Origin of the sequence: Streptomyces sp. NBC_00440, assembly GCF_036014215.1 — a bacterium.
Classification (GTDB): Bacteria; Actinomycetota; Actinomycetes; order Streptomycetales; family Streptomycetaceae; genus Streptomyces.
In genome coordinates this window covers 686,486-709,107 of sequence record NZ_CP107921.1, presented here as the reverse complement: position 1 = coordinate 709,107, position 22,622 = coordinate 686,486, and the positions used below count along the sequence as shown (strand labels likewise).

Here is a 22,622-nt window from a genome sequence, read left to right as displayed (position 1 = left end):
CCTTCTGTGTGACGGGAGACGTACGAACGCGTGACGGGAGACGCACCGACAGGAACGTGGGGGAGAAGAGGCGTCAGAGATAGCCGGGGAAAGGCGTGACACCGGTGAGGACCGCGCCCGCGCCGTCGTACATGCCCTCCTGGAGGAAGGCATGCTGCGGGACGACAGAGGCATCCCGCAGATAGCGCTGCATGGGGCTGCCGTCGGTGATGGCGGGAATTCCGCACAACTGGTACGCGGAGCGCACCACTTCGAACGAGACCTTGGCGACGTGGGCCGACGCGAGGCGCAGCAGGCTGGTCTGTCCGGGCGTCGCCGGGTCGCCGGCCTCCACGCTCGCGTACACCTCCTCGGTCGTCTCGTAGAAGAAGGCGCGGGCGGACCGCAGCTCGGCCTCCGCCTTGCCGAGAGCGATGCGATAGGTGGCGCGGTCGGCGGGTTTGGGCGCGCCCGTGTAGCCGGCCCGGCCTCCTCTGGCGATGGCCAGGTCAAGAGCGGACCGGGCGACGCCGAGACCGACGACAGCCAGGACCTGCGCCGCGTAGGCGACGGCCGGATAGCGGTAGAGCGGTTCGTCCACGGTCGGTTCGCCGCCGCGGACGAACGTCCACTCCTCCGGGACGACGACGCCGTCGACCTTGAGGTCGTGGCTGCCGGTGCCCCGCATACCCAGGACGTCCCAGTTTTCGACGATCTCGACCTGGGCGGGGTCCAGCAGCGCGGTACGGGGCCGTCCGGCGTGGTCGTCGCCGACGCTGATGCCTACGCCCAGAACGTCGGCTCCCTTGCAGCCGCTGGCGAACTTCCACTGCCCCGCGATCCGGTATCCGCCGTCCGCGCGCTCGGCGTTCCGTACCGGGAAGAGACCGGCGGCGAAGGCCACATCCGGGCCGTCCGCGTACAGTTCCGCCTGCGTCGGGAGCGGCAGCGCCGCCAGATAGACCAGCGACGAGCCGAAGCTCGCAACCCAGCCGGCCGACGCGTCGACCTGCGAGATCCGCTCGATGCGGTCGAGGAACACGGCCGGTGGCAGCGCGTCTCCGCCGAAACGTCGCGGTACACCTGCGCGGTAGATGCCGGCCCGCTTGAACTCGGCGATCATGTCGCGCGGCACATGCCGGTGTTCTTCGAACTCGGACCGCCGTTCGGCCACCAGGGCGAGTACCTTCTCGAATTCCTTCCGGTCGCCGGAATGATCCGGCATTCGGGAATCCAATATCGAGGTCAATGGAAACTCTCCTCGCGTTGACGGGTGGATTTCCTGTTCCACCGCGTTCTCACGCTATTCGCGTCGGCGAGGGTGTCGCAATCGGGGTTTTGCCGCGCCCTGTAGGGGATTTCCTTACTCGGAGAGCAGCGGCAGAGCGAAGCTGAACGCCGCGCCCCTGGGGGAATTCTCGGCGGCGTGGATCGTACCGTGATGGCGCGTGATGATGCGATGGCTCAGGGCCAGTCCGATGCCGCTTCCGTTCTCTTTCGAGGTGAATGCGCCATCGAATATCAGGCCGTCCGGGAATGCGGTAAGACCTTGCCCGAGATCCCGGACGGTCAGTTCGGCCAGGGAGCCGTTCCGCGCCGTTGAAACAGTCACCGACCGGCGATCCGCCGGCCAGCGCGTCATTTCCTCGATGGCGTTGAAGGCAAGGTTCATCACGACCTGTCCGATCAGGACCTTGTCACAGCGCACCGGAAGCGGGTCCGTGCTGGGCAGCCAGGCGACGGCCACCTCGCTCTGGCGTGCTCTGACGTCGATGAAGTAGAGGCAGTCGGTGACGATGTCATTGAGATCGATGAGCTGTTCCGACTGTTCCAGCCGTACGACGTACTGCCGCAGGCTCGAAAGGATCTGTGCCGCTCGGTCGATCTGGAGGGTGGCGTTCTTGAGGCCCCAGTCGAGCGCTTCGTGGTCGGCGCCGCCGCCCAGACGCCCGCGTACGCCCGCGACGAAGTTGTGCGCGGCGGCGATCGGCTGACTCACCTCGTGGGCGATGGCCATCGCCATGTCGCCCATGGCGTTGTAGCGGGCCAGGTAGTTGAGGTACTGGGCGTCCCGGCGGTGCTCCTCCTCCACCTGGACGCGGTCGGTGATGTCGTGGAAGAGGAGGAGCAGGCCGCGCAGATCGCTCTCGATGTCGATGTACTGCCAGCGGCCCGCGAACCAGCGTTTCCGGCCGTCGGCGGTGCGGAGCCGGTACTGCCCGTCCGTGGGCGGGCCGTCCCGCTCCGTCATGGCGAGTACCTCGCGCAACGCGGCGGCGGACTCCTCGTCGCAGAAGCGGGTGAAGTCACCTCCGGTGAGCTGCTCGGCCTCCAGATGCAGCAGGGAGCCCGCCGATGAACTCGCGTACAGCACACGGGCGTCGTCGTCGAGCACCACGATGCCCTCGTCGAGATTCCGCAGGAAGGTCTGCAGTCGGCTCTCGGTCCGCAGCAGGTCCAGGCGGGTCGCCTGCTCCGCCGCGATGTCGCGGAACTGGACCATCACCACAGGGCCCTGCGCCAGTTCCACCCGGAAGGCGATCGCCTCGGTGAGGATGTTCTCACCGGCCTTGGACCGGTAGCACCACTCGATGGAGCTGCTGCCGTGGTCGGCGGCCCGTTGCAGCCAGTCGACGCCGATCTCACGGGCGTACTGGTGCGCGTTGGAACTCATGTCGGGTGCCTTGAGCGGCTTCAGTTCGTCGAGGGTGAAGCCGAGCACGTCACACGCGGCGGGATTGGCCCAGAGGATGTCCTTGCTGACCGAGTCGTGCACCAGAACGCAGCACTGGAGGGCCGCGAAGAGCCTGCTGAAGTCCAGGGAAACGGGCTGCTCATGCACGCGGACCGGTCCTCCTCATCTCACGGGCCCCACACGGCGGGCGCAGTCCAGTACTCGCTGCCGTCGGCGCTGACCCCGTGCTGCCAGGCAGCGGTGCGGCGCAGGGTCGGCTCGACCTTCGCAGTGGCGGCGTCCGCCCCTTCGGGGCCGTCCTTCTCGACCTGCCAGTGCACCCAGTCGAGTTCGCGGCCCCGGCTGTCGTGGACGAACAGGTCCACATGATGCCAGCGGTACCCATGGGTGTCGGCGTAGCAGGTCAGCAGCATGCTCCGGCCGTCATCACCGGACTGCTCCGGTGTCTGTGCCGCCTTGCTCATCGTTGACAACTCCTGCCTCTCGTAGGTCCGTACGCGGTGGGGGGCCACCGCCGGGCGCTGCGCGGAACCGCCCTCCGGTTCAGCGCGACGGCAGCTCCAGCCCGGCCTGGAGCACGTCCCGGACGAGGGTGGTGATGCTCACCGCCCCTGCCTTCTCGCGTATCCGCGTCCGGTGTACGTCGACGGTCTTCACGCTGATCCCGAGCCGGGACGCGATGCTCTTGCTCGGCAGACCGTCGGCGACCAGCCCAAGGATCTGCAGCTCGCGATCGGTCAGGCTGTCCAGACGTGCCCGGAGCTCGCTTTCCCGGGCCGAGCGGGCGAACCTCTCCCGTGCCGTCCGCAGCGTCTTCTGTACGACGTCGAGCATGTGCTGCGGATCGTAGGGCTTCTCCAGGAAGTCGACGGCGCCGTGCTGCAGGGCCCGTACCGACATCCTGATGTCGCCGTGCGCGGAGACGAAGATGATCGGGACGGCCGAGCCGGTCCGGTTCAGCATGTCCTGCAGTTCGAAGCCACTGGCCTCGGGCATGCGCACATCCAGCACGAGGCAGGCCGGCTGCTGCGGGTCGTAGGACTGGAGGAACGCGCTCACGCCGGGAAAACAGACCGACCTGATGTGCACCGATTCCAGAAGCCAGGCCAGTGACGCGCACAGCTCCTGGTCGTCGTCGACGATGTAGACGACGCTGTCGTGCGCCGGCCCGTCCGCAAGGCTGCCGTTCGCTGTCACCCTCACCCCTAGAGGTCACTCGTTCCGGTCCGCCGAGGCTAGACAGCCGGGGGACGGGCGGGCAATGCGAGTTGTCCGCGCGCACCCCCGGGGAATCGCCCGGCGGTGTAAGGGTTTCCCCTACGCGGTGCTCGGACTGTCACGCGGTGCTCAGGCTGTCACGCGGTGCTCAGACTGGGCCTGCGACCGGCCCCGCGTCGGCGTCACCCGATCTGTCCTCCGCCGCGCTCCGCGCACCCGCGGCGGAGAAGTAGCGCAGGGCCGAATCGCGGGTGCCTGCCACGTGGCGCCTGGCCACTTCCTCCGAGCGGGGTGCGTCGTGGTCGCGGATCGCCTCGTACAGGCGCTCGTGTTCGCCGCACATGGGATCGCCGTCGTCGAGGTCGGATGTCAGGTGGAAGAGGCGGCGCAGGCGGGCGTCCAGGGGCGCCATCAGTTCCTGGAGGAGGGGGTTTCCCGACGCCTCGACGATCTGCTGGTGGAAGTCGGCGTTGCAGGTGACGGCCTGGCGGAGCCGGCCCGCGTCGGCGGCTGTGCGGCCTCGGGTCAGGAGGCTCTCCATCGTGCGCAGCTGGGCGGGCGTCGCATGGCGCGCGGCGAGTCCCGCCGCCAGGCCCTCCAGGCTTTCGCGGACGTCGAAGAGGTACGCGGCGTCCTGCGCGCCGAACTCCGTGACCACGGAGCCCCGCCGGGCCTGCACGGTGAGGAAGCCGTCCCGCTCCAGCCGCTGCATGGCCTCTCTCAGCGGAATGCGGGAGACGCCGAGCTGTTCTGCGAGGTCGCGCTCCACCAGTCGCAGCCCGGCCGCGTACGTTCCCTCGATGATCCGCTCCCGGAGTTCCGCGTAGACCCGTTCACGCAGGGACTGATGGGTCTCGCCGATCGTGGGGCGGCGGCCGGGGCGGATGGTCATCGAATCCTCTCGACTGACGTACGGGCCCGGCCATGACCGGCCCGGGGTTCATCCGATCATCGCAGACCGCGGAAACGAGTGGCGACAGACCATTGATTGGTATTCGGTATACCAGCTAACTTGTCAGTGCCCGCCTCCCACCAGCAGCGTTTCGCCGGTCTTGGCACCGGCTGGTCAGTCGTGGCGGGCGTCGAACGAACAGTTGGAGGAAGACGTGTCGCAACCCGCCGACGCCCCGCCGGTACCGATCGCCCCCGAGGTCCTCAGGAACGCCACCCTGCCCGGCGGCCGGCGTGCCGACATCCATCTCGCCGACGGCCGTGTCAAGGCCGTGACGGACCCGGCTGTCTCCGGCAGGTCGGCCGCCCCCGAGCCCGCCGGTGTCGACGTCGGGGGCGCACTCGTCCTGCCCGCGCTCGTCGACGGCCACGCCCACCTGGACAAGACACTGTTCGGCGCACCCTGGCAGCCGCACCGCGACTCGGCAGGCCTGCGGGAACAGATCGCGAACGAACGGGCCCTGCGCGCCTCGGCCGACGTCCCCGTGGCGGACCGGGCCGCGGCCCTGGCGCATCGCATGGTGTCCCTCGGCACCGGCCATGTGCGCTCCCACGTCGACATCGACCCCGACGTGCGCCTGGACGGACTGCACGCGCTGCTTGAGGTGCGGGAGAAGTTCCGTGACCGGCTGGGGATCCAGCTCGTGGCGTTTCCGCAGAGCGGCGTGGTCAGCTCCCCGGGTGTCGCCGACCTCCTCGATGCGGCCCTCGCGGAGGGCGCCGACCTCATCGGCGGGCTCGATCCGGCCGGCTTCGACGGTGACGTGGACGGGCAGCTCGACATCGTCTTCGCACTGGCCGAGCGGCACGGCGCCGGGATCGACATCCATCTGCACGACGGCGGCGTGACCGGCACCCGGCAGTTGCGCGCCATCGCGGAACGGACGGCGGCGCTCGGCCTCGGCGGGACAGTCACCGTCAGCCACGCCTACGCCCTCGGTGCGGTCGAAGGACCCGAACTGGACCGCACCGCCACCGCCCTGGCCACGGCCGGTGTGGCGATCATGACGAACGGGCCCCGGACTTCCATGCCGCCCGTCCTGCGCCTGCACGAGCACGGCGTCCGCGTCTTCGCCGGATCCGACAACATCCGCGACACCTGGTGGCCCTACGGCACGGCGGACATGCTCGAACGCGCCACCATCATCGGGCTGCAGGGCGACCTCATGACGGACGACGAGCTGCACCTCGCGGCCTCGATGGTCACCGACCGGGCCGCCGCGGCCCTCGGGCTCGCCGGCTACGGCCTTGCCCCCGGCTGCCGCGCCGATCTCGTCGTCGTCGCCGCCGGCGGAGTCCCGGAGGCCGTCGCGGCCCACCCGCGACGCCTACTGGTCCTGCACGGCGGACAGGTCGTCGGCCCCGCACCCGAGGCGGACTTCCCCTCGTTCGCCGTACCGGGCGGCTCATCGTCCACGCCCCGCGCTCCGCTTGCCGGCCCGGGCGGCGCCGCTGCCCCGCGGGGGGCCCGATGAGCGCCCGGCCGCCCGCTGCCGACCGCGCACGTGAGGCACCCGGCAGACCTCAGTCCCCCGGCGCCGCCCACGAGAAGGGCGCCGGTCTCTCCGCCGGCCGGATCGGTACGTTCGACCTGGTCTTCTTCGTCGTCGCGGCGGCCGCACCGCTGACCGTGCTGGCCGGTGTGGCGCCCGTCGTGATCGGTATCGGCGGCCCCGGTGCGCCGTTGGGCTATCTGATCTCGGGTGCGCTGCTCGTCCTCTTCGCCGCCGGCTTCACGGCCATGAGCCTGCACGTGCGCAACGCGGGCGCCTTCTACGCCTACGTGGCCCGCGGCCTCGGCCGCACCACAGGTGTCGGAATCGCCTACGTCGCCGTCGTGTCCTACAACCTCATCACGCCCGGAGTGGCAGCGGCCGTCGGCTACTTCGCGGCCGGATCGGTGCACGACGCGACCGGAGCGGACATTCCGTGGTGGATGCTCTCAGCGGTCTGCGTGCTCGTCGTCGGTGTGCTCGGCTGGCTCAGGGTCACGCTCGGCGCCAAGGTCCTCGGTATCGCCCTCATCCTTGAGGTCGCGTCGCTCCTCGTCATGGACGGCGGCATTCTCGGCGGCCGCGGTACCGCCGCACTCGACCTGCGGTCCTTCGACCCGAGCACGCTCGCCACCGGCGGGATCGCCGGGATGTTCGTCATCGTCATCGGTGCGTTCACGGGCTTCGAGGCCACGGCCATCTACGCGGAGGAGGCACGCGACCCGGGCCGCACGGTGCCGCGGGCCACGTTCATCGCCATCGGCTTCCTCGCCGTCTTCTACTCGGTCGGCGTGTGGCTGATCATGGGCGCGTTCGGCACGGACCAGGCCGTGGCGCTGGCCCGTGGCGCGGCCGGCCCCGAACTCACCTTCAAGGCCGGCGAACTGTACGTGGGAACCTGGCTCGCCGACACGATGCACGCCCTCCTCATCGTGAGCGCCTTCGCCGCCACGCTCGCGTTCCACAACGCCGCCGCACGCTATCTGTACGCCCTCGGCCGTGAAGGCCTCCTGCCGCGACGCCTCGGTATAGCCTCGGCACGACACGGCTCCCCAGGGGTCGCGGTGGGCGCCCAGACGGTCTTCAACCTGCTGGTGATCCTGGCCGGTGCCGCACTGGCAGCCGACCCGTTCTCGGAGGTCTTCATCTGGACCAATGGCACCGCTGTCCTCGGCATCATGGTGATGCAGGCGCTGGCCGCCCTCGCGGTGTGGGCCTTCTTCCGCCGGGACCGGCGGGGCATGCCGGCGTTGCGGGTGGTCTGGTGCCCACTGATCGCGTTCGCCGGTCTCACGCTCCTGGCCGTCCTCGCGGTCCTGCACTTCGGCCTTCTGACGGGTGCGCCGGACGCGGTGAACATGGCCCTCCTGGCACCGCTGCCCGTGGCTCTGCTCGCGGGTGTGTGCGTCGCCCTGAGCATCCGGCGAAGGGACCCCGAGCGGTACGCCCAGCTGACGAACGTCGATGTCGAAAGGGACTGACGCCACGGGTCGACCGCCCGCGGCGAGCGGGCGGTCTCCGCGCTGTACCGGCTGAACCATCGCCGGCGCGTCCCGCCGGCCGGTGCATACGACGCCGGGAAGGCTCCGGGAGCGGGCCGATCGGGAACAGCCCGCGCGGCGTAGGGGAAATCCTCAGCGGCGGCGGAGGAAATCTCGATACCGCAGGCCCGCCACCGCGCCTACCGTCGAGGTGCCCGGGGCCGGACCGGAACGCTGGGACGAGAAGTGGCCCTCCGGCCCTTCGCGGGAGGCGTACGCCGAATGGGAGAAAGCATGAGTCTGTGGCACCCCTGGTCGCTGCGGGAGCTGGTACGGGACCTCGCCGCCGGGCGGACCACCGCGACGGCCGCGCTGGAGCGGTCCCGCGCCCGCATCGCCGCGACAGAACCGGAGGTCATGGCCTGGGTAGGCCAGGCGGGCGACCCGGACGGCATCGCCACGTCCGGGCCGCTGGCGGGCACCCCGTTCGGTGTCAAGGACATCATCGACGTCGCCGGCCGGCCCACCCGCTGCGGCTCGGCACTGCGCGCTGACGACGCTCCCGCAAGGGCGGACGCACCGATCGTCCGGGCCTGGCGCGACGCCGGAGCCACCGTCGTCGGGAAGACCGTCACCACCGAGTTCGCATACTTCGCCCCTGGCCCGACCCGTAACCCCGCCGCCCCGGGGCACACTCCAGGCGGCTCGTCCAGCGGTTCGGCCGCCGCGGTCGCCTGCGGTCACGTCCCGCTCGCCATCGGCTCCCAGACCGCCGGATCAGTCACCCGCCCGGCCTCGTACTGCGGTGTCGCGTCGCTGGTCATGACGCACGGACGGTTCCCCCTCGACGGTGTGGTCGGCCTCAGCCCCAGTTTCGACAGCCACGGGTTCTACGCGGCGGGCGCGACCGACCTCGCGGTCGCCTGGGAAGCCCTCACCGGCAGTGGCCCCGCGCCCTCCGGCCCCGCGGCGCCGCCCCGCGTACTGCTGTGGACGGCGGGTCCGATCGGCGGGCTGAGCGACGACATGCGGCAGGCGCTTGAGACAGCCGGCAAGCGGCTGGCTGCCGCGGGTGCCGAGGTGGAGGCCTTTCCCGAGGAGCGGCTCATCGCCGACGTGACGGCCGCGCATCCCGTGATCATGGCGTACGAGGCCGCACGCGAACGCGCCGCCGAACGCGCCGTCACCGACCGGCTGAGCGCGCCGCTGGCCCTGTTGTTCCGCGACGGCGCCGCGACTTCGGACGCCGATCTCGCGGCCGCCCGCAGCACTGTCGCAGCGGCCCGTCCCAGGATGGCCGCACTGCTGGCGTCCTATGACGTCATCGTCGGACCGGCCGCCCTGGGCTCCGCCCCGGCCGGGCTGGACGCCACCGGAGACCCCGTGCTCAGCAGGGCCTGGCAGGCGCTGGGCCTGCCCGTTGTGACGGTGCCCGGGCTGTATGACACGGCAGGGCTGCCACTCGGAATTCAGGCGGTCGGCCCGGCGCACGGCGAATCCGGCCTGCTGGCCAGGAGCGCCTGGATCGAGGCGGTGCTGTCCTGAAGCCCGGTGGGCGAGCGACACGAGAAGGAGCTGTCCGTGCGAGACGTGAAGGAGCCACCGGTGACCGGCCAGGACACGATTGCCGCGCTTGTACAGCGCATCGAGACACTGGAGGCCGAGGCCGATATCCGCCGGCTCCAGACGCGCTATATGTTCCTGTGCGACACGCCCTGCCCCGAGTTCGGCGTGCGGGACGACAGCCACCGTATCGACCTGATCATGGAGCTGTACGCGGAGGACGCCGTATGGGAGGGCGTCGGCGAGTACTACGACGGCCAGTTCGGCCGCGCCGAGGGGGCCGCCCGGATACGCGCCCACTTCGAAAGGTTCTGGGGTGAGAAGCGGGACCCCGAACTCCTGCTGAACGCCCACTATGTGACGTCGGAACAGATTCATGTCGACGGGGCCGAGGCCACGGGCCAGTGGATCCACATGCAGCCGTGGCTCTTCGCCGACGGCACCGCGCTGCTGCGGTCGAGCCGTCTCAACAACGCCTTCCGGCGCATCGACGGCACATGGCGGATCACCCGGACCCGGACCGAGAACGTGTTCGTCGCGCCGCTGCCGCCGCACTTCACCGGTGACTTCCCGTCCGCCTCCGTGCTGATGCGGCCGTAGTGGAAGCGCGTTCACGGGCGCGCGATAGGTTGCCCGCCATGACTGAACCAGGGCCTGTCAGCTGGCCACCTGCCCCGATCAGGACCGAGCGGCTCGTGCTCCGGGAGCCCGAGGCCCGGGACCGTGCGGCGTGCATCGAGCTGTTCACCTCGCCGGAGGTGGGCGCCTTCATAGGCGGGCCTCGGCCGCGTGATGAGCTGGAACGCACAGTGCCCGAGACGCCCGGGGGGCGCCCCGGCCTTTTCGTGATCGAGCTCGACGGAGCGATGATCGGCACCATCGAACTCAACCGGCGCGACGCCGCGCACCGGAGTCAAGTCCGTCCGGATGCCGGAGAGTCCGAGCTCGGCTACCTGTTCCTGCCGGAGGCGTGGGGGCGCGGGTACGCCTTCGAGGCGTGCACGGCTGCGCTCGGCTGGTTCGCCGGCGCGCTACCCGGCGAGCCGGTGGTGCTCTGCACCCAGACCGCCAACGACCGCTCGATGCGCCTCGCGGCGAAGCTGGGCTTCACCGAGGTGCAACGGTACGAGGAGTGGGGCGCCGAGCAGTGGTTCGGCGTGTGGTCCCCGGTCACGCCGTCCGGTTGAACTCCTGCTCCACGGCGCTGATTCACGAGACCGAGGGCGATGGACCGACAGCCCTTCGCGCCGCTGGGGACGTTGTTCGGCGCATACGCCGACACCGTCCCCGAATTCGCTTGGAGCTCTGCGACGCAGGCGCAACTCCACACCTCGCGCAGCAATATGACGGGCCGTCGGAGCCTTTGGGGCTCCGACGGCCCGGTCGTGCTGTCGCTGCACGAGGCGTCGGCCACAGGTCGTGAGGGCCGTACCTGGAAGGCCGGTGCCTCCGGCGCAACGGGGTGATGTCACTCCACCGCGGAAGCCAGGCTGAGTACCGGCGCGGCCTGGTCGGTGAGCTGGTGCAGCTGGTTCAGTTCGTTCAGGTGGTTCAAGCCGGCCAGCTGATCCTTCACCTTCGGGAGCCGGGCGGCGTACGGCGCGGGGATGCCGGTCGTGGCGATGGCATCGAGCTCGCCGATGGGATTCAGCTTCGAGCCGGCCCGGCCGGACGCGTCAGCGGCGTGCGCCGACGACATGGCAAGGCACGGGAGGGCGGCGGCCAGAGCGAGGCATGCGGCAATTCGTCGTGTTGTGGTCATACATGTGCAAACGCGCCGATGCGTCTATGGACACGGCGCAGGCCGGCTGCGGCGTGTCGCCCCGGAGTTCCTGAGGTTTCTGAATCTATAAATCAGATCGCCTGCAACGGAAACATCTGTTGGACAGAATTTCCGGCACGCCCCAGGATTTCCCGTGCGGTAGCGCAGTCAACGCGACACAGGGATGAACTACCGCCTGAGTGGAGGCTGAAAGTGCCAAGTGAAGAGACCGAAGTAGTCATCGTCGGGGCGGGCCAGGCGGGCGTGGCGATGAGCGAGCACCTGGGAGCCTGCGGCGTACCGCACATCGTCCTGGAGCGGCACCGTATCGCCGAGCGGTGGCGCTCGGAGCGGTGGGATTCCCTGGTCGCGAACGGGCCCGCGTGGCACGACCGGTTCCCGGGGCTGGAGTTCGCCGACGTCGACCCCGACGGCTTCGCGTCGAAGGGACAGGTCGCGGACTACTTCGCCGCGTACGCCGAGAAGATCGGTGCCCCGGTCCGGTGCGGTGTCGAGGTGACCTCGGTGCGCAAGCACGCCGGCCGGCCCGGCTTCCGGGTCGAGACGTCGGACGGCACCATCGACGCGCGCTTCGTCGTGGCTGCGACCGGACCCTTCCAGCGGCCCGTGATCCCGCCCATCGTCCCGGACGGCGCCGTCCCCGTGCAGATCCACTCCAGCGGGTACCGCAATCCGGAGCAACTGCCCGAGGGCGCGGTCCTCGTGGTCGGGGCGGGCTCATCCGGGGTGCAGATCGCCGACGAACTCCGCCGGTCGGGGCGCCAGGTCTTCCTCTCCGTCGGCCCGCACGACCGTCCTCCCCGCGAGTACCGCGGACGTGACTTCTGCTGGTGGCTCGGTGTGCTCGGGCTCTGGGACGCGGAGACGCCTCCGCAGGGTGCCGCACATGTCACCATCGCGGTCAGCGGCGCCCGGGGCGGCCACACCGTGGACTTCCGTGCCCTGGCCGGCACCGGCATCCAGCTCGTCGGCATGACCGCGTCCTGCGACGACGGCGTACTGCGCTTCGCGCCGGACCTCGCCACGAACATAGCCCTCGGCGACGCCAAGTACCTCGCACTGCTTCAGGCGGCCGACGCGTACGTCGAGCGCAATGGGCTCGACCTCCCCGAGGAGCCGGAGGCCCATGTCCTCGGCCCGGACCCGGAATGCGTGACCGACCCGCTCCCGGAGCTCGACCTGGCCGGGGCCGGCGTCACCTCGATCGTCTGGGCGACGGGCTTTGCCACCGACTACAGCTGGCTCGACGTCGACGCTTTCGACGAGAACGGCCGGCCGGACCAGCGACGAGGAGTGTCCTCCGAACCCGGCGTCTACTTCGTGGGCCTGCCCTGGCTGTCCCGCCGCGGGTCGAGCTTCATCTGGGGTGTCTGGCACGACGCCAGGTACATCGCCGACCACATCACGACCCAGCGGGGCTACCTCGCGTACAGCACCACCGACCGGCCCGGCGCCGTGCCGGCGACCCGGCAGAACTGAGGAGCAGAAGATGACCTCCACGAGCAACGGCCGCCCGGCGAGGGGCCCGATCACCGCGGGCGGGCACACCCGGATCAGGCCGTTCAACACCCGCGACACCTATCCCGAGCAGAACCTCGACAACGACCTCTGTCAGGCCGTCGTGGCCGGCAACACCGTCTACGTCCGGGGCCAGATCGGTCAGGACCTCGATACCAGCGAGTCGGTCGGAATCGGTGACGCCGGGGCCCAGGCCGAGCAGGCGATGGCCAACATCAAGATGCTGCTCGAAGAAGCGGGCAGCCGCATGGAGCACCTCGTCAAACTGACGATCTATCTGATCGACCCGCGCTACCGCGAGGCCGTATACCGCACGGTGGGCCGCTGGACCAAGGGCGTGCACCCGATCTCCACCGGCATCGTGGTGTCCGCTCTGGCCCGTGCGGAGTGGCTGTGCGAGATCGACGCCGTCGCGGTGATCCCGGAGGGGGAGCGGTCATGACTTTCTCCCTGGTGGTCCGTGACGGCGAGCGGTTCGGTATCGCGGTCAGCTCGTCGAGCCCGGCGGTTGCGGCCCGCGTCGCCCATCTCGCACCCGGTGTCGGCGCGGCGGCGTCGCAGAACGTCACCGATCCCACCCTCGGCACGAGCCTGCTGGCCGGGCTCGCGGAACACGGCGACGGACAGCGCGCCCTGGCCGACGTCACCGGTGCGGCGCGGAACGCGAAGACCATCGGCTACCGGCAGTTGACGGTGCTCGGCCGCTCCGGCCCCGGATTCGCGTACAGCGGCCCGGGGACGCTGGGCACGCACGCGTCGGCCACCGCGGACGGTGCGGTCGCGGCGGGCAACATGCTGTCGGGCGAACACATCCCGCAGGTGCTCCTCGACGCGTACACGGCGGCCACCGGCGAGCTGGAAGAGCGTCTGATCGCCGCCCTGCGTGCCGCCGTGGCGGCCGGCGGGGAGGAAGGGCCGGTGCACTCCGCCGGCCTGGCGGTCGTCGCGGACGTGGACTGGCGGGTCACCGACCTGCGCGTGGACTGGGCCGACGACCCCGTCGACCGGCTGGCCGAACTCCTCGACGTCTGGCTGCCGCAGCGCGACGACTACGTACGGCGCGGACTCGACCCGCAGGCCGCGCCCTCGTACGGCGTCCTGGGCGATCTGTGATGGGCGCGCTGAAAGCGGCCGCCCGGCGCGAGATCGACCGCCAGGCCGACGAGCTGGTCGGCCTCTCCGAGCGGCTGCACGCCGACCCGGAGACGGCCTGGGAGGAGCACCGGGCCGCCGCAGCCGTGCCGGAACTGCTGGACCGCGCCGGATTCGAGGTCACCTCGTCCTACCTGGGCCTGGAGACGGCGTTCCTGGCCCGGTTCGGCAGCGGGCCCACCAGGATCGCGCTGTGCGCCGAGTACGACGCGCTGCCCGGCCTCGGCCACGCCTGCGGGCACAACCTCATCGCGGCGAGCTCCGTCGGGGCCGCACTCGGCCTGGCCGCCGTCGCCGACGAAGCAGGCCTCACCGTGGAGGTCTACGGCACCCCCGCCGAAGAAGGCGGCGGCGGCAAGATCGAGATGCTCGACCGGGGAGCCTTCGCCGGAGTGGACCTCGCCATGATGGCGCACCCGGCGCCGGTCGACGTCGCCGAGGCCCGCCCGTTCGCGGTCACCCACTCCAAGATCGCCTACACCGGGAAGTCCGCCCACGCCGCGGCCTATCCCGAGGCCGGGGTCAACGCGGCTGACGCCTTCACCGTGGCCCAGGTCGCGATCGGGCTGCTCCGGCAGCAACTGCCGCCATCGGCCCGCGTGCACGGCGTGGTGACCCACGCGGGGGACGCGCCGAACGCCATCCCGGACCGGACCACCGGCCGGTGGTACGTACGGGCGGAGACGCTCGCCGAACTGGCCGAGCTGGAACCACGCGTCATGCGGGCCTTCGAAGCGGGCGCCCTCGCGACCGGCTGCGAGCTGGAGATCGAACCGGAGAGCAAGCCGTACGCGGAGTTCCGCACGGACGAGACCGCTCTCGGGCACTACCGGGCGAACGCCCTCGCGCTGGGACGGGAGTTCGCGCCGCCCGGCCAGGCGGCACGGATGAACCGCGCCTCCACCGACATGGGCAACGTGTCGCAGGTGGTGCCGGCCATCCACCCCTACATCGGCATCGGATCGCTGCCGGCCACCAACCATCAGCACGAGTTCGCTGCGTTCTGCGTGGGCGGAAAGGCCCAGCGGGCTCTGCTCGACGCGGCGATCGCGCTGGCCTGGACCGGCCTGGACCGAAGCGGGGCGGCCGGGGGAACGAGGTCATGACGGGAGCGGCCGGCGCCGTGGCCACACGGATCGACCCCGTGCAGTGGACGACCCCGGTCGCCACCCGGCCCGGGCCCGGCCCGGCCGCTTCCCCCGTCGGCCGGTTCGACGGCATGCGCCGCGGCCGTCAACCGCTGCTCACCGCCGCCCGGCACCCCCGGCACCCCCGGCGCACCGGCCGGGCCGGCCCCGCCTCCCTGACCGGCCTGCCCGCGCTCCGACGGCACACGCCGACGGTGCCCGCACAGCTCAGCTTCTCCCCCCATCCCCAAGGAGGTGTGTATGCCCACACGTAACACCGGCACCACGACGACCGAGGCCGAGGTGGCCACCGATGTGGTCGCACTGCGCAGGAACGTCGCCGCGGGAGCCATCGGTGTGTTCGTGCACTGGTTCGACTGGGCTGCCTACGCCTACCTCGCCGGCACCGTCGCCACCGTGTTCTTCCCGGCAGAGGACAGCACCACCGGGCTGCTCGCCGTGTTCGGCGTGTTCGCGGTGTCGTTCGGCGTCCGGCCGATCGGCGCCATGGTCTTCGGGCCGCTCGGCGACAGGATCGGCCGCAAGCGCACCTTGTCACTGGTCATCTTCATGATGTCCGGCGCGACCCTGACGATCGGTCTGCTGCCCGGTTACGCGACGATCGGGGTCGCCGCCCCGGTGCTCCTGCTGGTCCTGCGCCTCATACAGGGCTTCGCCGCGGGCGGCGAGTTCGGCAGCGCGGCGAGCTTCCTGGCCGAGAGCGCCCCGCGGCGGCGCCGCGGATTCGGGGTCAGCTGGCTGGAGGTCGGCTCCCTGCTGGGCTTCCTTGCCGGATCGTTCGTCTTCCTGCTGCTCTCCTCGGGGCTCGACGACAGCCAGCTGACGTCCTGGGGCTGGCGCATCCCCTTCCTCATCGCCGCGCCCCTGGGCGTCATCGGCTTCATCATCCGCAACAAGATCGAGGACACCCCCGAGTACCGGGCACTCGAAGCCAACGACACCGTCCCGCGCAGCCCCGTACGAGAACTGCTCCGCACCGAGAAGCGGCAACTGCTCCAGGCGGCAGGCCTCATGACCGCCATGCACGTGCCCTTCTACATCGTGCTGACCTATCTGGTGACGTACGAGACCGACCACCTGGGGCAGTCGTCCGACAACGCGGCCCTGCTGTCCACGGCGATCTCGCTGTTGGGGCTGTTGTTCGTTCCGCTGTTCGGCCTGCTGTCCGACCGGGTGGGACGTAAACCGGTCTTCGTCGGAGCGACGGTGGCCCTGCTGGTCCTCGCCGTCCCCGCGTTCCTGCTGATGCGGACCGGGCTCGTCGGAACCTGGGTGGCGGGTCTCGTGCTCGGCGTGATCCTCGCGGCGATCCTCGGCACCTACGCGGTGTGGTCGGCGGAGATCTTCCCCACCCGCACCCGCCAGAGCGGCCTGTCCATCGCGTACAACATCACCGCCGCGCTCTTCGCCGGCACGGTGCCCTATCTGATGACCGTGCTCATCTCCGCGACCGGCAGCACCCTGCTGCCCGGCTTCTACCTGATGGTGTTCGCCGTGGGCGGCCTCGTCGCCGCGCTGTCCCTCCGGGAGACAGCAGGCTCCGCCATGCTGCGCCCCGAGGACGTGCCCGACCCGGCACCCGAGGACGTGCCCGTGCCGGCCGCCGAGCGCTCCTAGCGGCCGCCGCATGAGGGCAGGCACGTCGGGCACGTACACGATCGTCCGGCGCGATGTTCACACCCGGCGCGAGGTGCGGAGATGACGGCACCGGTGGGTTTCACCCTCGTTCAGCTCCGCTATTTCCTCGTCGCCGCCGAGTGCGGTTCGATGACGGCGGCATCGGCCGAGCTGCATATCGCGCAGTCCGCGGTGTCCGCTGCCATCCACAGTCTGGAAGGCGACCTGCGGGCACAGCTGTTCATCCGCCGCCGGGGCCGCGGGCTCGTCCTGACACCGGCGGGGGAGAGGCTCCGGCACCAGGCACGCGAACTTCTGGCCCGTGCGCGTGAGATGGCGGGGGAGGCGCGCGGCAGCGGGCGGGTCCTGTCGGGGCCGGTGAGCGTCGGATGCTTCATCACGCTGGCCCCGTACTACCTGCCCGCCCTGTTCAGCGCATGCGCCGGCCGGTACCCGGGGATCGAGATCGACGTCGTGGAGGCCGAGGCCGAACAGCTGCTCCAGGCACTGCGTGCGGGACGCATCGACTTCGCCCTCACCTACGGCCTCGGCCTGTCCACCGGTCCCGAGGTGCGCGGAGAGACGATCGCCCGCGTGCCGGCCCATGTCATCGTCCCGGCCGGCCACCCCCTGGCCGGCCGGGGGACGGTGGACTTGACCGAACTGGCCGCGGAGCCGTTGGTGCTGCTCGATCTGCCCTACAGCCGGGACTACTTCCGCGCGCTCGTGGCAGCCACCGGCACCGCACCCGACGTGCGGTACCGCACCCGGAGCTACGAGACCGTCCGTTCCATGGTGGCCAGGGGCCTCGGCTACTCGGTGCTGAACCAGCGGCCGGCGACCAGAGAGACGTATGGCGGCGGCGAGGTGGTGGAGTTGGAGCTGAGCGAGCGATACTCACCGCTGGAACTCAAGCTGGCGACGGTCCAGGGTGTGACACAGACCGCCCGCGCCCGGGCCGTCATGGAGACGGTGCGGGACATGACGGCCGGCGGCGGCCCGGCGAACTGACGTACGCCAACCAGGGTTTGTCCCCCTTCCTGCCCATCGGCCGTCTACTGTCGGACTCGCCGCTCTGCCCGTCGTGGCCTCCTGAGGAGGAATCCTGTGTCATCGTCCTGCGGTCCCCAGCACGCTCCCGTCGGTGATGTGGGGGTGGCCCTCATGATGATCGACTCCCGGCTCAGAGGCATCCACGAGGGCAAGGCCGGGACCGACCCCGAACAACAGGTGCTGATCGACCAGTTGACCGCGTCACTGGGCCCCGAGGGAGCCGATGACGTACTGGACGGCGTGTGCACGCTCGTTCTCATGTTCATGACCTGGCTGCGGAAAGCCCATGAGGAACAGGACAAGGACGTCATCGAGTACGTGGTGCCCAACCTGGTGGCCACGATGCGCATGATGCCCAGGAGCGTCCGGCCCGAGACCATCCCCACCATGGCCGGCCTCGTCATCGCCGCGGGCACCGGGCTGAGCCCCAGCCTGTGGCGGAAACAGTACGGGTACTGGACCGAGGAGGAGATGACTCCCCTCGAAGTCACCGCGTTCCTGCTCGCTGAGCACATCAACCGCATCACCGACGACCCCGACTTCGCCACCCGCTTGATCAGCGAGGCTCTGGCCAGTTCGGAGGAGGACTGCTGAGCGGGCGCAGCAGGCGGTGCGGCGCCGGCCATGGGCGATCTCATCCCGTCGCGGGGAAGGCCTGTTCGGTCCAGATGGTTTTGCCGGAGCGGGTGTAACGCGTTCCCCACCTCTGGACGAGTTGCGCGACGATGAACAGGCCGCGCCCGCCTTCGTCGTCCTCGCCGCTGTGGCGCAGGTGCGGTGAGGTGTGGCCCGAATCCGCGACCTCGCACAGGAGGGTCCGGTCGCGGATCAGCCGTACGTGGAGCGGTCCTTCGGCGTATCTGACCGCGTTGGTCACCAGCTCGCTGACGATCAGCTCGGTCGCGAACGACAACTCCGCGAGGCCCCAGTGGTTCAGCTGTCCGATGGCCAGTTCCCGGGCACGGCCCGCGGCGGACGGCTCTGCGGGCAGCTCCCATTCGGCGACCTGCGAAGCGTGGAGTTCGCGGGTGCGGACCAGCAGCAGGGCGGTGTCGTCGGCGGTTGTCCCGCCCGGCAGGAGTTCTGCCACCGCCCGGTCGCAGAGCTCTTCGAGCGATGCGTGGCGGTCGCGGAGCACACGGCCCAGGGTGTCGAGTCCTTGATCGATGTCGCGGTCGCGGGCCTCGACCAGTCCGTCGGTGAAGAGAGCCAGCAGGCTGCCCACCGGCAGCTCGATCTCCAGGGACTCGAACGGCAGACCGCCGAGGCCCAGGGGCGGGCCTGCCGGCAGGTCCGGGAAGAACAGCCGGCCGTCCGGCTCGACGACCGCCGGCGGCAGATGCCCGGCCCTGGCCATGACGCAGCGCCGCGAGACCGGGTCGTAGACCGCGTAGAGACAGGTCGCCCCGGTGGTCACATCGGCGTAGGCGCCGTCGGGTGCGCCCAGCTCGTCCGACTGTTCGTCCGCCGTCTGCCCCACCAGATCGTCCAGCCGCGACAGCAACTCGACGGGATCCATGTCCATCTGGGCGAAGGCACGTACGGTCGTACGCAGCCGTCCCATGGTGGCGGCTGCCTGCAGGCCGTGGCCGACCACGTCCCCGACCACGAGTCCGACCCTGGTTCCGGACAGGGGGATGACGTCGAACCAGTCGCCGCCGACCCCTGTCACGGCGTCCGTGGGCAGGTAGCGGTAGGCCAGGTCGACGGCTGACGGCTCCGGCACGTGTTGCGGCAGCAGCTGGCGCTGGAGGGCCAGGGCGGCGGTGCGTTCACGGGCGAAGCGGCGGGCGTTGTCGATGGAGACCGCCGTACGGGCGACCAGCTCGTCGGCCAGTGCCACTTCGCCGCTGTCGAAGGTGGCCGAACCGGTGTCGCGGATGAAGGTGACGAGTCCCAGCATGCTGCTTCCGGTCCGCAGCGGCACGACCAGGGTTGTGTCGTCGAGTACGAGCCCGCCCGAGGCGAGGCTGCGGTCCTGCGGCGAACCGGGCCGGTACTCCACGGGCGAGTGGTTCACCACGGGAGGGGGAGTGGGCTGCTGTCCCGGCTCCTCCCGGCCGGTTTCCTCGGCCGGGCGGCGGGCGACCCGCACGAGAGATATCGCCGCAGAGTCGCTGGTGGCCGGCACCTCGCCCTCCAGTACCGGCCTCGAAAGGTCGACCGTGACCGTGGCGGCGAACTCCGGTACCGCCACCTCGGTGATCTTCTCGGCGGTGACCAGCACATCGAGGGTGGTGCCGATTCCGCGGCCCGCCTCGACGAGCAGGGCCAGCCGCCGCTGGGCCCGGTAGCGATCGGAGATGTCGAATGCGTCCTCGCACACTCCGAATACGTGTCCGCCGGCGTCCTGCAGCCGGTAGTAGGCGCAGGACCAGAGGTGGTCCGTTTCCGGGTCGGTGGGCGGCCGGCCCAGGAAGTGCAGGTCCAGAATTGGTTCTCCGGTGTCCAGTACGTGACGCATGACCCCGTCGAGAGTGGGCGGGTGCCCCTTGGACACGAATTTCCCCTCGGAGTACAGATCGTCGGGCCGAGAGCCGCGGAACTCGGCGAACGGGCGGCCGATCTCCTGTTCGTACGCCGCGTTGCACCAGATCAGATGGAGGTCGGTGTCGTAGATGGCCAGGCCGACGGGTGACTGGGTGGTCAGTCCGTGCAGCAGGGCCTGCTGGGACTCCCACAGCCGGAGATCCTTCAGCTCCGTCGCGACGAGCACACGCTCCGCCGTGCCCGCGCCCGGCAGCGGACACACCGCGGTGGCGACGATCAGCTCACGCCCGTCGCGGTGCCGGGCAACGCGGATCTCACTTCCGCGGAGCCGGGGAGGGAAGGGGCGCGCGGAGGGTGTCGGGCCGGGTGACAGGAACGTGGTCAGGGGCCGGCCGACGATCTCGTGCGGCCGGTACCCGAGGAGCTGCTCCGCCGCTGCGCTCCATCCGATGACCGTGTCCTGGGCGTCGATGACCGCCGTGGCCGCCCTGGTGATGTCGAGGGGACTACGAAAGTCGGCACTCTGCTCCGTGTTCCATGCCGTCATGGCGCCATATCAGCCCCGTTCATCCCTTCCAGAATCCGCTGTCCCGGGGGCAGGCACAACCGCGGGCGGACCATCCAGGGCGGGACGGGGCTCCTGGACTGCTCGTCGTGCTCGGCGGGCTGCCCCTGAGAACCATCCGCACGACGGCGCCACCGAGGGTTCGCCGCTCAACCGCGTAGCCGCGCGTTGAGCCGGGCGGCCTGTCGCACGAGGTGATCGCGTTCCGGGATGTTGGGCGCCGACCGGGCGGCCTGGGCGTAGAGCCGTGCCGCGGTCACCGGATCACCGTCACGCTCGTGCAGGTACGCCGCGACGGCGGCGTGCCGTGGCAGAGAGGGGTCGAGCTCTGCCAGGGCGGCCAGCCCGGCCCGCGGGCCGTCGGCCTCGCCCACCGCGACGGCCCGGTTGAGGCGGGCCACCGGGCTGCCGGTGAGGTGCACCAGTTCGTCGTACCACTCGACGATCTGTACCCAGTCGGTCTCCTCGGTGGTCCGGGCGTCGGCGTGGAGCGCGGCGATGGCCGCCTGGGCCTGGAATTCGCCCAGGCGGTCGCGGGCGAGGACGCTCTGGAGCAGCTCGACGCCCTCGGTGATCAGTTGGGTGTTCCACAGGCCGCGGTCCTGCTCGGCAAGCGGCACGAGCCTGCCGTCGGGGCCGGTCCTCGCCGGGCGCCGTGCGTGGTGGAGCAGCATGAGCGCGAGCAGGCCCGCGACTTCCTCATGGCTGGTCCTGGCTGCCAGCTGGCGGGTGAGCCGGATCGCTTCGGCGGCGAGGTCGACGTCGCCGGAGTAGCCCTCGTTGAACACCAGGTAGAGCACGCGCAGCACCGTGCCGACATCACCGGGCTGGTCGAACCGGACACCGGAGACGGTCCGCTTGGCCCTGCTGATCCGCTGGGCCATGGTCGGTTCCGGCACGAGGTAGGCCTGCGCGATCTGCCGGGTGGTCAGACCGCCGACCGCGCGCAGCGTGAGGGCGACGGCCGAGGCAGGTGTCAGGGACGGGTGCGCGCACAGAAAGTACAGCTGAAGGGTGTCGTCCACCGCCTCGCTCGCGTCGGGCGGGGGCTCGGCATCGACCAGTTCCTCCCGCCGCCGCCGGGAGGTATCGGCGCGTACGGCGTCGAGGAACTTGCGCCAGGCCACCGTGACCAGCCAGCCCTTGAGGTCCCGCACGGGGTGTCCCCCGCTCGAAGAGGGCGGGGAGGAGCCGTCCGGCCACCTGCGCACGGCCTCGACCAGGGCGTCCTGTACGGCGTCCTCGGCCTCCGCGAAGTCGGCTCCGCGACGGACGAGAACACCGATCACCGCGGGCACCAGCTCCCGGAGCAGCGACTCGTTCACTCGGTGGCCGTGGGCTGCTCGGCGTAGAACGGGCGCACTTCGAGCCACTCGTGGATCGGCTTCCCACCCGCACCCGGAGCCGCCGACAGCTCGCCGGCCAGTTCGAGCGCGCGCTCGTAGGTCTCGACGTCGATCACCATCCAGCCGGCGATCAGGTCCTTGGTCTCCGCGAAGGGGCCGTCGGTGACCGGCGGCCGCCCCTCGCCGTCGTAGCGGACGAACGTGCCGTCCGGGGAGAGAGCCTGACCGTCGACGAACTCGCCGGTGCCCTCCAGCCGGGCAGCGAAGTCACGCATGAACTGCACGTGGGCCGAGACCTCCTCCGGTTCCCACTGGTCCATCGGCACGTTGTTGACGGGCGCCGGCGCGCCCCGGTAGTGCTTGAGCAGCAGGTACTTGGCCATCGTGTACTCCCCGGTGAGGTACGGCCCATTGTGGCCGTGTTCACTCCTGGGACGGAGCCGCGCGCGGGTTCTCGACATCCCGTGGCGGAATTTTCTGGCGGATTCAGGGCTCCGCGCTGCGGCCGACGGCCGACGGCTGGCGTCCGCAGTTGCGGGCGGTGACCGCGCGGCCAGAATGAGCTGCATG

General features: G+C 70.6%; 22 protein-coding genes. 13 read left to right on the top strand and 9 right to left on the bottom strand.

What is annotated here, in order from left to right:
• Positions 1-73 precede the first annotated feature (73 nt).
• The 5 genes from OHB13_RS03195 to OHB13_RS03175 all read right to left on the bottom strand — a co-directional run bounded on the left by OHB13_RS03195 (position 74) and on the right by OHB13_RS03175 (position 4,784).
• Positions 74-1,204, bottom strand: coding sequence for an acyl-CoA dehydrogenase family protein (locus OHB13_RS03195; RefSeq protein ID WP_328375452.1), 1,131 nt, complete (start codon positions 1,202-1,204; stop codon positions 74-76).
• 138 nt (positions 1,205-1,342) lie between these two features.
• A complete protein-coding gene (locus OHB13_RS03190) occupies positions 1,343-2,821 on the bottom strand; it encodes a PAS domain S-box protein (protein ID WP_266859513.1) in 1,479 nt (492 codons plus the stop codon).
• A gap of 20 nt (positions 2,822-2,841) precedes the next feature.
• Entirely contained in the window at positions 2,842-3,138 is a 297-nt protein-coding gene (locus OHB13_RS03185) for a hypothetical protein (protein WP_328375451.1), read from the bottom strand.
• 79 nt (positions 3,139-3,217) lie between these two features.
• Complete coding sequence (locus OHB13_RS03180) at positions 3,218-3,871, bottom strand: response regulator transcription factor (RefSeq protein ID WP_328375449.1); 654 nt, start codon at positions 3,869-3,871, stop codon at positions 3,218-3,220.
• 169 nt (positions 3,872-4,040) lie between these two features.
• The gene (locus OHB13_RS03175) at positions 4,041-4,784 is read right to left on the bottom strand and encodes a GntR family transcriptional regulator (RefSeq protein ID WP_328375447.1); all 744 of its coding nucleotides are present in this window, start codon (positions 4,782-4,784) and stop codon (positions 4,041-4,043) included.
• Positions 4,785-4,998: 214 nt separating this feature from the next.
• On the opposite strand from OHB13_RS03175, the gene OHB13_RS03170 reads away from it, so the two are divergent.
• The 5 genes from OHB13_RS03170 (at position 4,999) to OHB13_RS03150 (ending at position 10,567) form a co-directional block, all read left to right on the top strand.
• Positions 4,999-6,318, top strand: coding sequence for an amidohydrolase family protein (locus OHB13_RS03170; protein ID WP_328375446.1), 1,320 nt, complete (start codon positions 4,999-5,001; stop codon positions 6,316-6,318).
• Complete coding sequence (locus OHB13_RS03165) at positions 6,315-7,817, top strand: APC family permease (RefSeq protein WP_328375444.1); 1,503 nt, start codon at positions 6,315-6,317, stop codon at positions 7,815-7,817. Before OHB13_RS03170 ends, OHB13_RS03165 begins: the two co-directional genes overlap by 4 nt.
• Before the next feature lie 294 nt (positions 7,818-8,111).
• Positions 8,112-9,362: an amidase gene (locus OHB13_RS03160; protein WP_328375442.1), complete on the top strand. Its 1,251-nt coding sequence runs from the start codon at positions 8,112-8,114 to the stop codon at positions 9,360-9,362.
• 36 nt (positions 9,363-9,398) lie between these two features.
• Positions 9,399-9,980 carry a nuclear transport factor 2 family protein gene (locus OHB13_RS03155; RefSeq protein ID WP_328375440.1) on the top strand — a complete coding sequence of 194 codons (582 nt, stop codon included), beginning with the start codon at positions 9,399-9,401 and terminating at the stop codon, positions 9,978-9,980.
• A 38-nt stretch (positions 9,981-10,018) separates the two neighbouring features.
• Positions 10,019-10,567, top strand: coding sequence for a GNAT family N-acetyltransferase (locus OHB13_RS03150; protein ID WP_328375438.1), 549 nt, complete (start codon positions 10,019-10,021; stop codon positions 10,565-10,567).
• Between the two features lie 281 nt (positions 10,568-10,848).
• Here OHB13_RS03150 and OHB13_RS03145 read toward each other — a convergent pair whose 3' ends face one another.
• On the bottom strand, positions 10,849-11,079 hold the full coding sequence (locus tag OHB13_RS03145) for a hypothetical protein (protein ID WP_328324027.1): 231 nt from the start codon (positions 11,077-11,079) through the stop codon (positions 10,849-10,851).
• 81 nt (positions 11,080-11,160) lie between these two features.
• Between OHB13_RS03145 and OHB13_RS03140 the strand changes: the two genes are divergently transcribed.
• The 8 genes from OHB13_RS03140 to OHB13_RS03105 all read left to right on the top strand — a co-directional run bounded on the left by OHB13_RS03140 (position 11,161) and on the right by OHB13_RS03105 (position 18,245).
• Complete coding sequence (locus OHB13_RS03140) at positions 11,161-12,642, top strand: flavin-containing monooxygenase (protein WP_328375436.1); 1,482 nt, start codon at positions 11,161-11,163, stop codon at positions 12,640-12,642.
• A 10-nt stretch (positions 12,643-12,652) separates the two neighbouring features.
• A complete protein-coding gene (locus OHB13_RS03135) occupies positions 12,653-13,123 on the top strand; it encodes a RidA family protein (protein ID WP_328375434.1) in 471 nt (156 codons plus the stop codon).
• Positions 13,120-13,794: a DUF1028 domain-containing protein gene (locus tag OHB13_RS03130; protein WP_328375432.1), complete on the top strand. Its 675-nt coding sequence runs from the start codon at positions 13,120-13,122 to the stop codon at positions 13,792-13,794. Before OHB13_RS03135 ends, OHB13_RS03130 begins: the two co-directional genes overlap by 4 nt.
• Positions 13,794-14,939: a M20 family metallopeptidase gene (locus OHB13_RS03125; RefSeq protein WP_328375430.1), complete on the top strand. Its 1,146-nt coding sequence runs from the start codon at positions 13,794-13,796 to the stop codon at positions 14,937-14,939. The genes OHB13_RS03130 and OHB13_RS03125 overlap by 1 nt, the downstream gene beginning before the upstream one ends.
• Positions 14,936-15,235 carry a hypothetical protein gene (locus OHB13_RS03120; protein WP_328375428.1) on the top strand — a complete coding sequence of 100 codons (300 nt, stop codon included), beginning with the start codon at positions 14,936-14,938 and terminating at the stop codon, positions 15,233-15,235. The genes OHB13_RS03125 and OHB13_RS03120 overlap by 4 nt, the downstream gene beginning before the upstream one ends.
• On the top strand, positions 15,222-16,598 hold the full coding sequence (locus tag OHB13_RS03115; RefSeq protein ID WP_328375426.1) for an MFS transporter: 1,377 nt from the start codon (positions 15,222-15,224) through the stop codon (positions 16,596-16,598). The genes OHB13_RS03120 and OHB13_RS03115 overlap by 14 nt, the downstream gene beginning before the upstream one ends.
• An 81-nt stretch (positions 16,599-16,679) precedes the next feature.
• Entirely contained in the window at positions 16,680-17,609 is a 930-nt protein-coding gene (locus OHB13_RS03110; RefSeq protein ID WP_328375424.1) for a LysR family transcriptional regulator, read from the top strand.
• A 96-nt stretch (positions 17,610-17,705) separates the two neighbouring features.
• The gene (locus tag OHB13_RS03105) at positions 17,706-18,245 is read left to right on the top strand and encodes a hypothetical protein (protein WP_266859545.1); all 540 of its coding nucleotides are present in this window, start codon (positions 17,706-17,708) and stop codon (positions 18,243-18,245) included.
• 40 nt (positions 18,246-18,285) lie between these two features.
• Here the strand turns inward: OHB13_RS03105 and OHB13_RS03100 are convergent, their stop codons facing one another.
• From OHB13_RS03100 to OHB13_RS03090, 3 genes are all read right to left on the bottom strand, one after another.
• A complete protein-coding gene (locus OHB13_RS03100; protein ID WP_328375421.1) occupies positions 18,286-20,688 on the bottom strand; it encodes a SpoIIE family protein phosphatase in 2,403 nt (800 codons plus the stop codon).
• Between the two features lie 167 nt (positions 20,689-20,855).
• Positions 20,856-22,031: an RNA polymerase sigma factor gene (locus tag OHB13_RS03095; protein ID WP_328375419.1), complete on the bottom strand. Its 1,176-nt coding sequence runs from the start codon at positions 22,029-22,031 to the stop codon at positions 20,856-20,858.
• The gene (locus OHB13_RS03090; RefSeq protein ID WP_328375417.1) at positions 22,028-22,435 is read right to left on the bottom strand and encodes a YciI family protein; all 408 of its coding nucleotides are present in this window, start codon (positions 22,433-22,435) and stop codon (positions 22,028-22,030) included. Before OHB13_RS03090 ends, OHB13_RS03095 begins: the two co-directional genes overlap by 4 nt.
• Between the last annotated feature and the right edge of the window lie 187 nt (positions 22,436-22,622).

What these genes read in the sequence shown, in the direction of transcription:
- OHB13_RS03195 (WP_328375452.1), bottom strand. Translation starts at nt 1,204, where the DNA reads ATGCCGGATCATTCCGGCGACCGGAAGGAATTCGAGAAGGTACTCGCC.
- OHB13_RS03185 (WP_328375451.1), bottom strand. Translation starts at nt 3,138, where the DNA reads ATGAGCAAGGCGGCACAGACACCGGAGCAGTCCGGTGATGACGGCCGG.
- OHB13_RS03175 (WP_328375447.1), bottom strand. Translation starts at nt 4,784, where the DNA reads ATGACCATCCGCCCCGGCCGCCGCCCCACGATCGGCGAGACCCATCAG.
- OHB13_RS03165 (WP_328375444.1), top strand. Translation starts at nt 6,315, where the DNA reads ATGAGCGCCCGGCCGCCCGCTGCCGACCGCGCACGTGAGGCACCCGGC.
- OHB13_RS03160 (WP_328375442.1), top strand. Translation starts at nt 8,112, where the DNA reads ATGAGTCTGTGGCACCCCTGGTCGCTGCGGGAGCTGGTACGGGACCTC.
- OHB13_RS03150 (WP_328375438.1), top strand. Translation starts at nt 10,019, where the DNA reads ATGACTGAACCAGGGCCTGTCAGCTGGCCACCTGCCCCGATCAGGACC.
- OHB13_RS03145 (WP_328324027.1), bottom strand. Translation starts at nt 11,079, where the DNA reads ATGTCGTCGGCGCACGCCGCTGACGCGTCCGGCCGGGCCGGCTCGAAG.
- OHB13_RS03140 (WP_328375436.1), top strand. Translation starts at nt 11,161, where the DNA reads ATGCGTCTATGGACACGGCGCAGGCCGGCTGCGGCGTGTCGCCCCGGA.
- OHB13_RS03135 (WP_328375434.1), top strand. Translation starts at nt 12,653, where the DNA reads ATGACCTCCACGAGCAACGGCCGCCCGGCGAGGGGCCCGATCACCGCG.
- OHB13_RS03130 (WP_328375432.1), top strand. Translation starts at nt 13,120, where the DNA reads ATGACTTTCTCCCTGGTGGTCCGTGACGGCGAGCGGTTCGGTATCGCG.
- OHB13_RS03125 (WP_328375430.1), top strand. Translation starts at nt 13,794, where the DNA reads ATGGGCGCGCTGAAAGCGGCCGCCCGGCGCGAGATCGACCGCCAGGCC.
- OHB13_RS03120 (WP_328375428.1), top strand. Translation starts at nt 14,936, where the DNA reads ATGACGGGAGCGGCCGGCGCCGTGGCCACACGGATCGACCCCGTGCAG.
- OHB13_RS03115 (WP_328375426.1), top strand. Translation starts at nt 15,222, where the DNA reads ATGCCCACACGTAACACCGGCACCACGACGACCGAGGCCGAGGTGGCC.
- OHB13_RS03110 (WP_328375424.1), top strand. Translation starts at nt 16,680, where the DNA reads ATGACGGCACCGGTGGGTTTCACCCTCGTTCAGCTCCGCTATTTCCTC.
- OHB13_RS03100 (WP_328375421.1), bottom strand. Translation starts at nt 20,688, where the DNA reads ATGACGGCATGGAACACGGAGCAGAGTGCCGACTTTCGTAGTCCCCTC.
- OHB13_RS03090 (WP_328375417.1), bottom strand. Translation starts at nt 22,435, where the DNA reads ATGGCCAAGTACCTGCTGCTCAAGCACTACCGGGGCGCGCCGGCGCCC.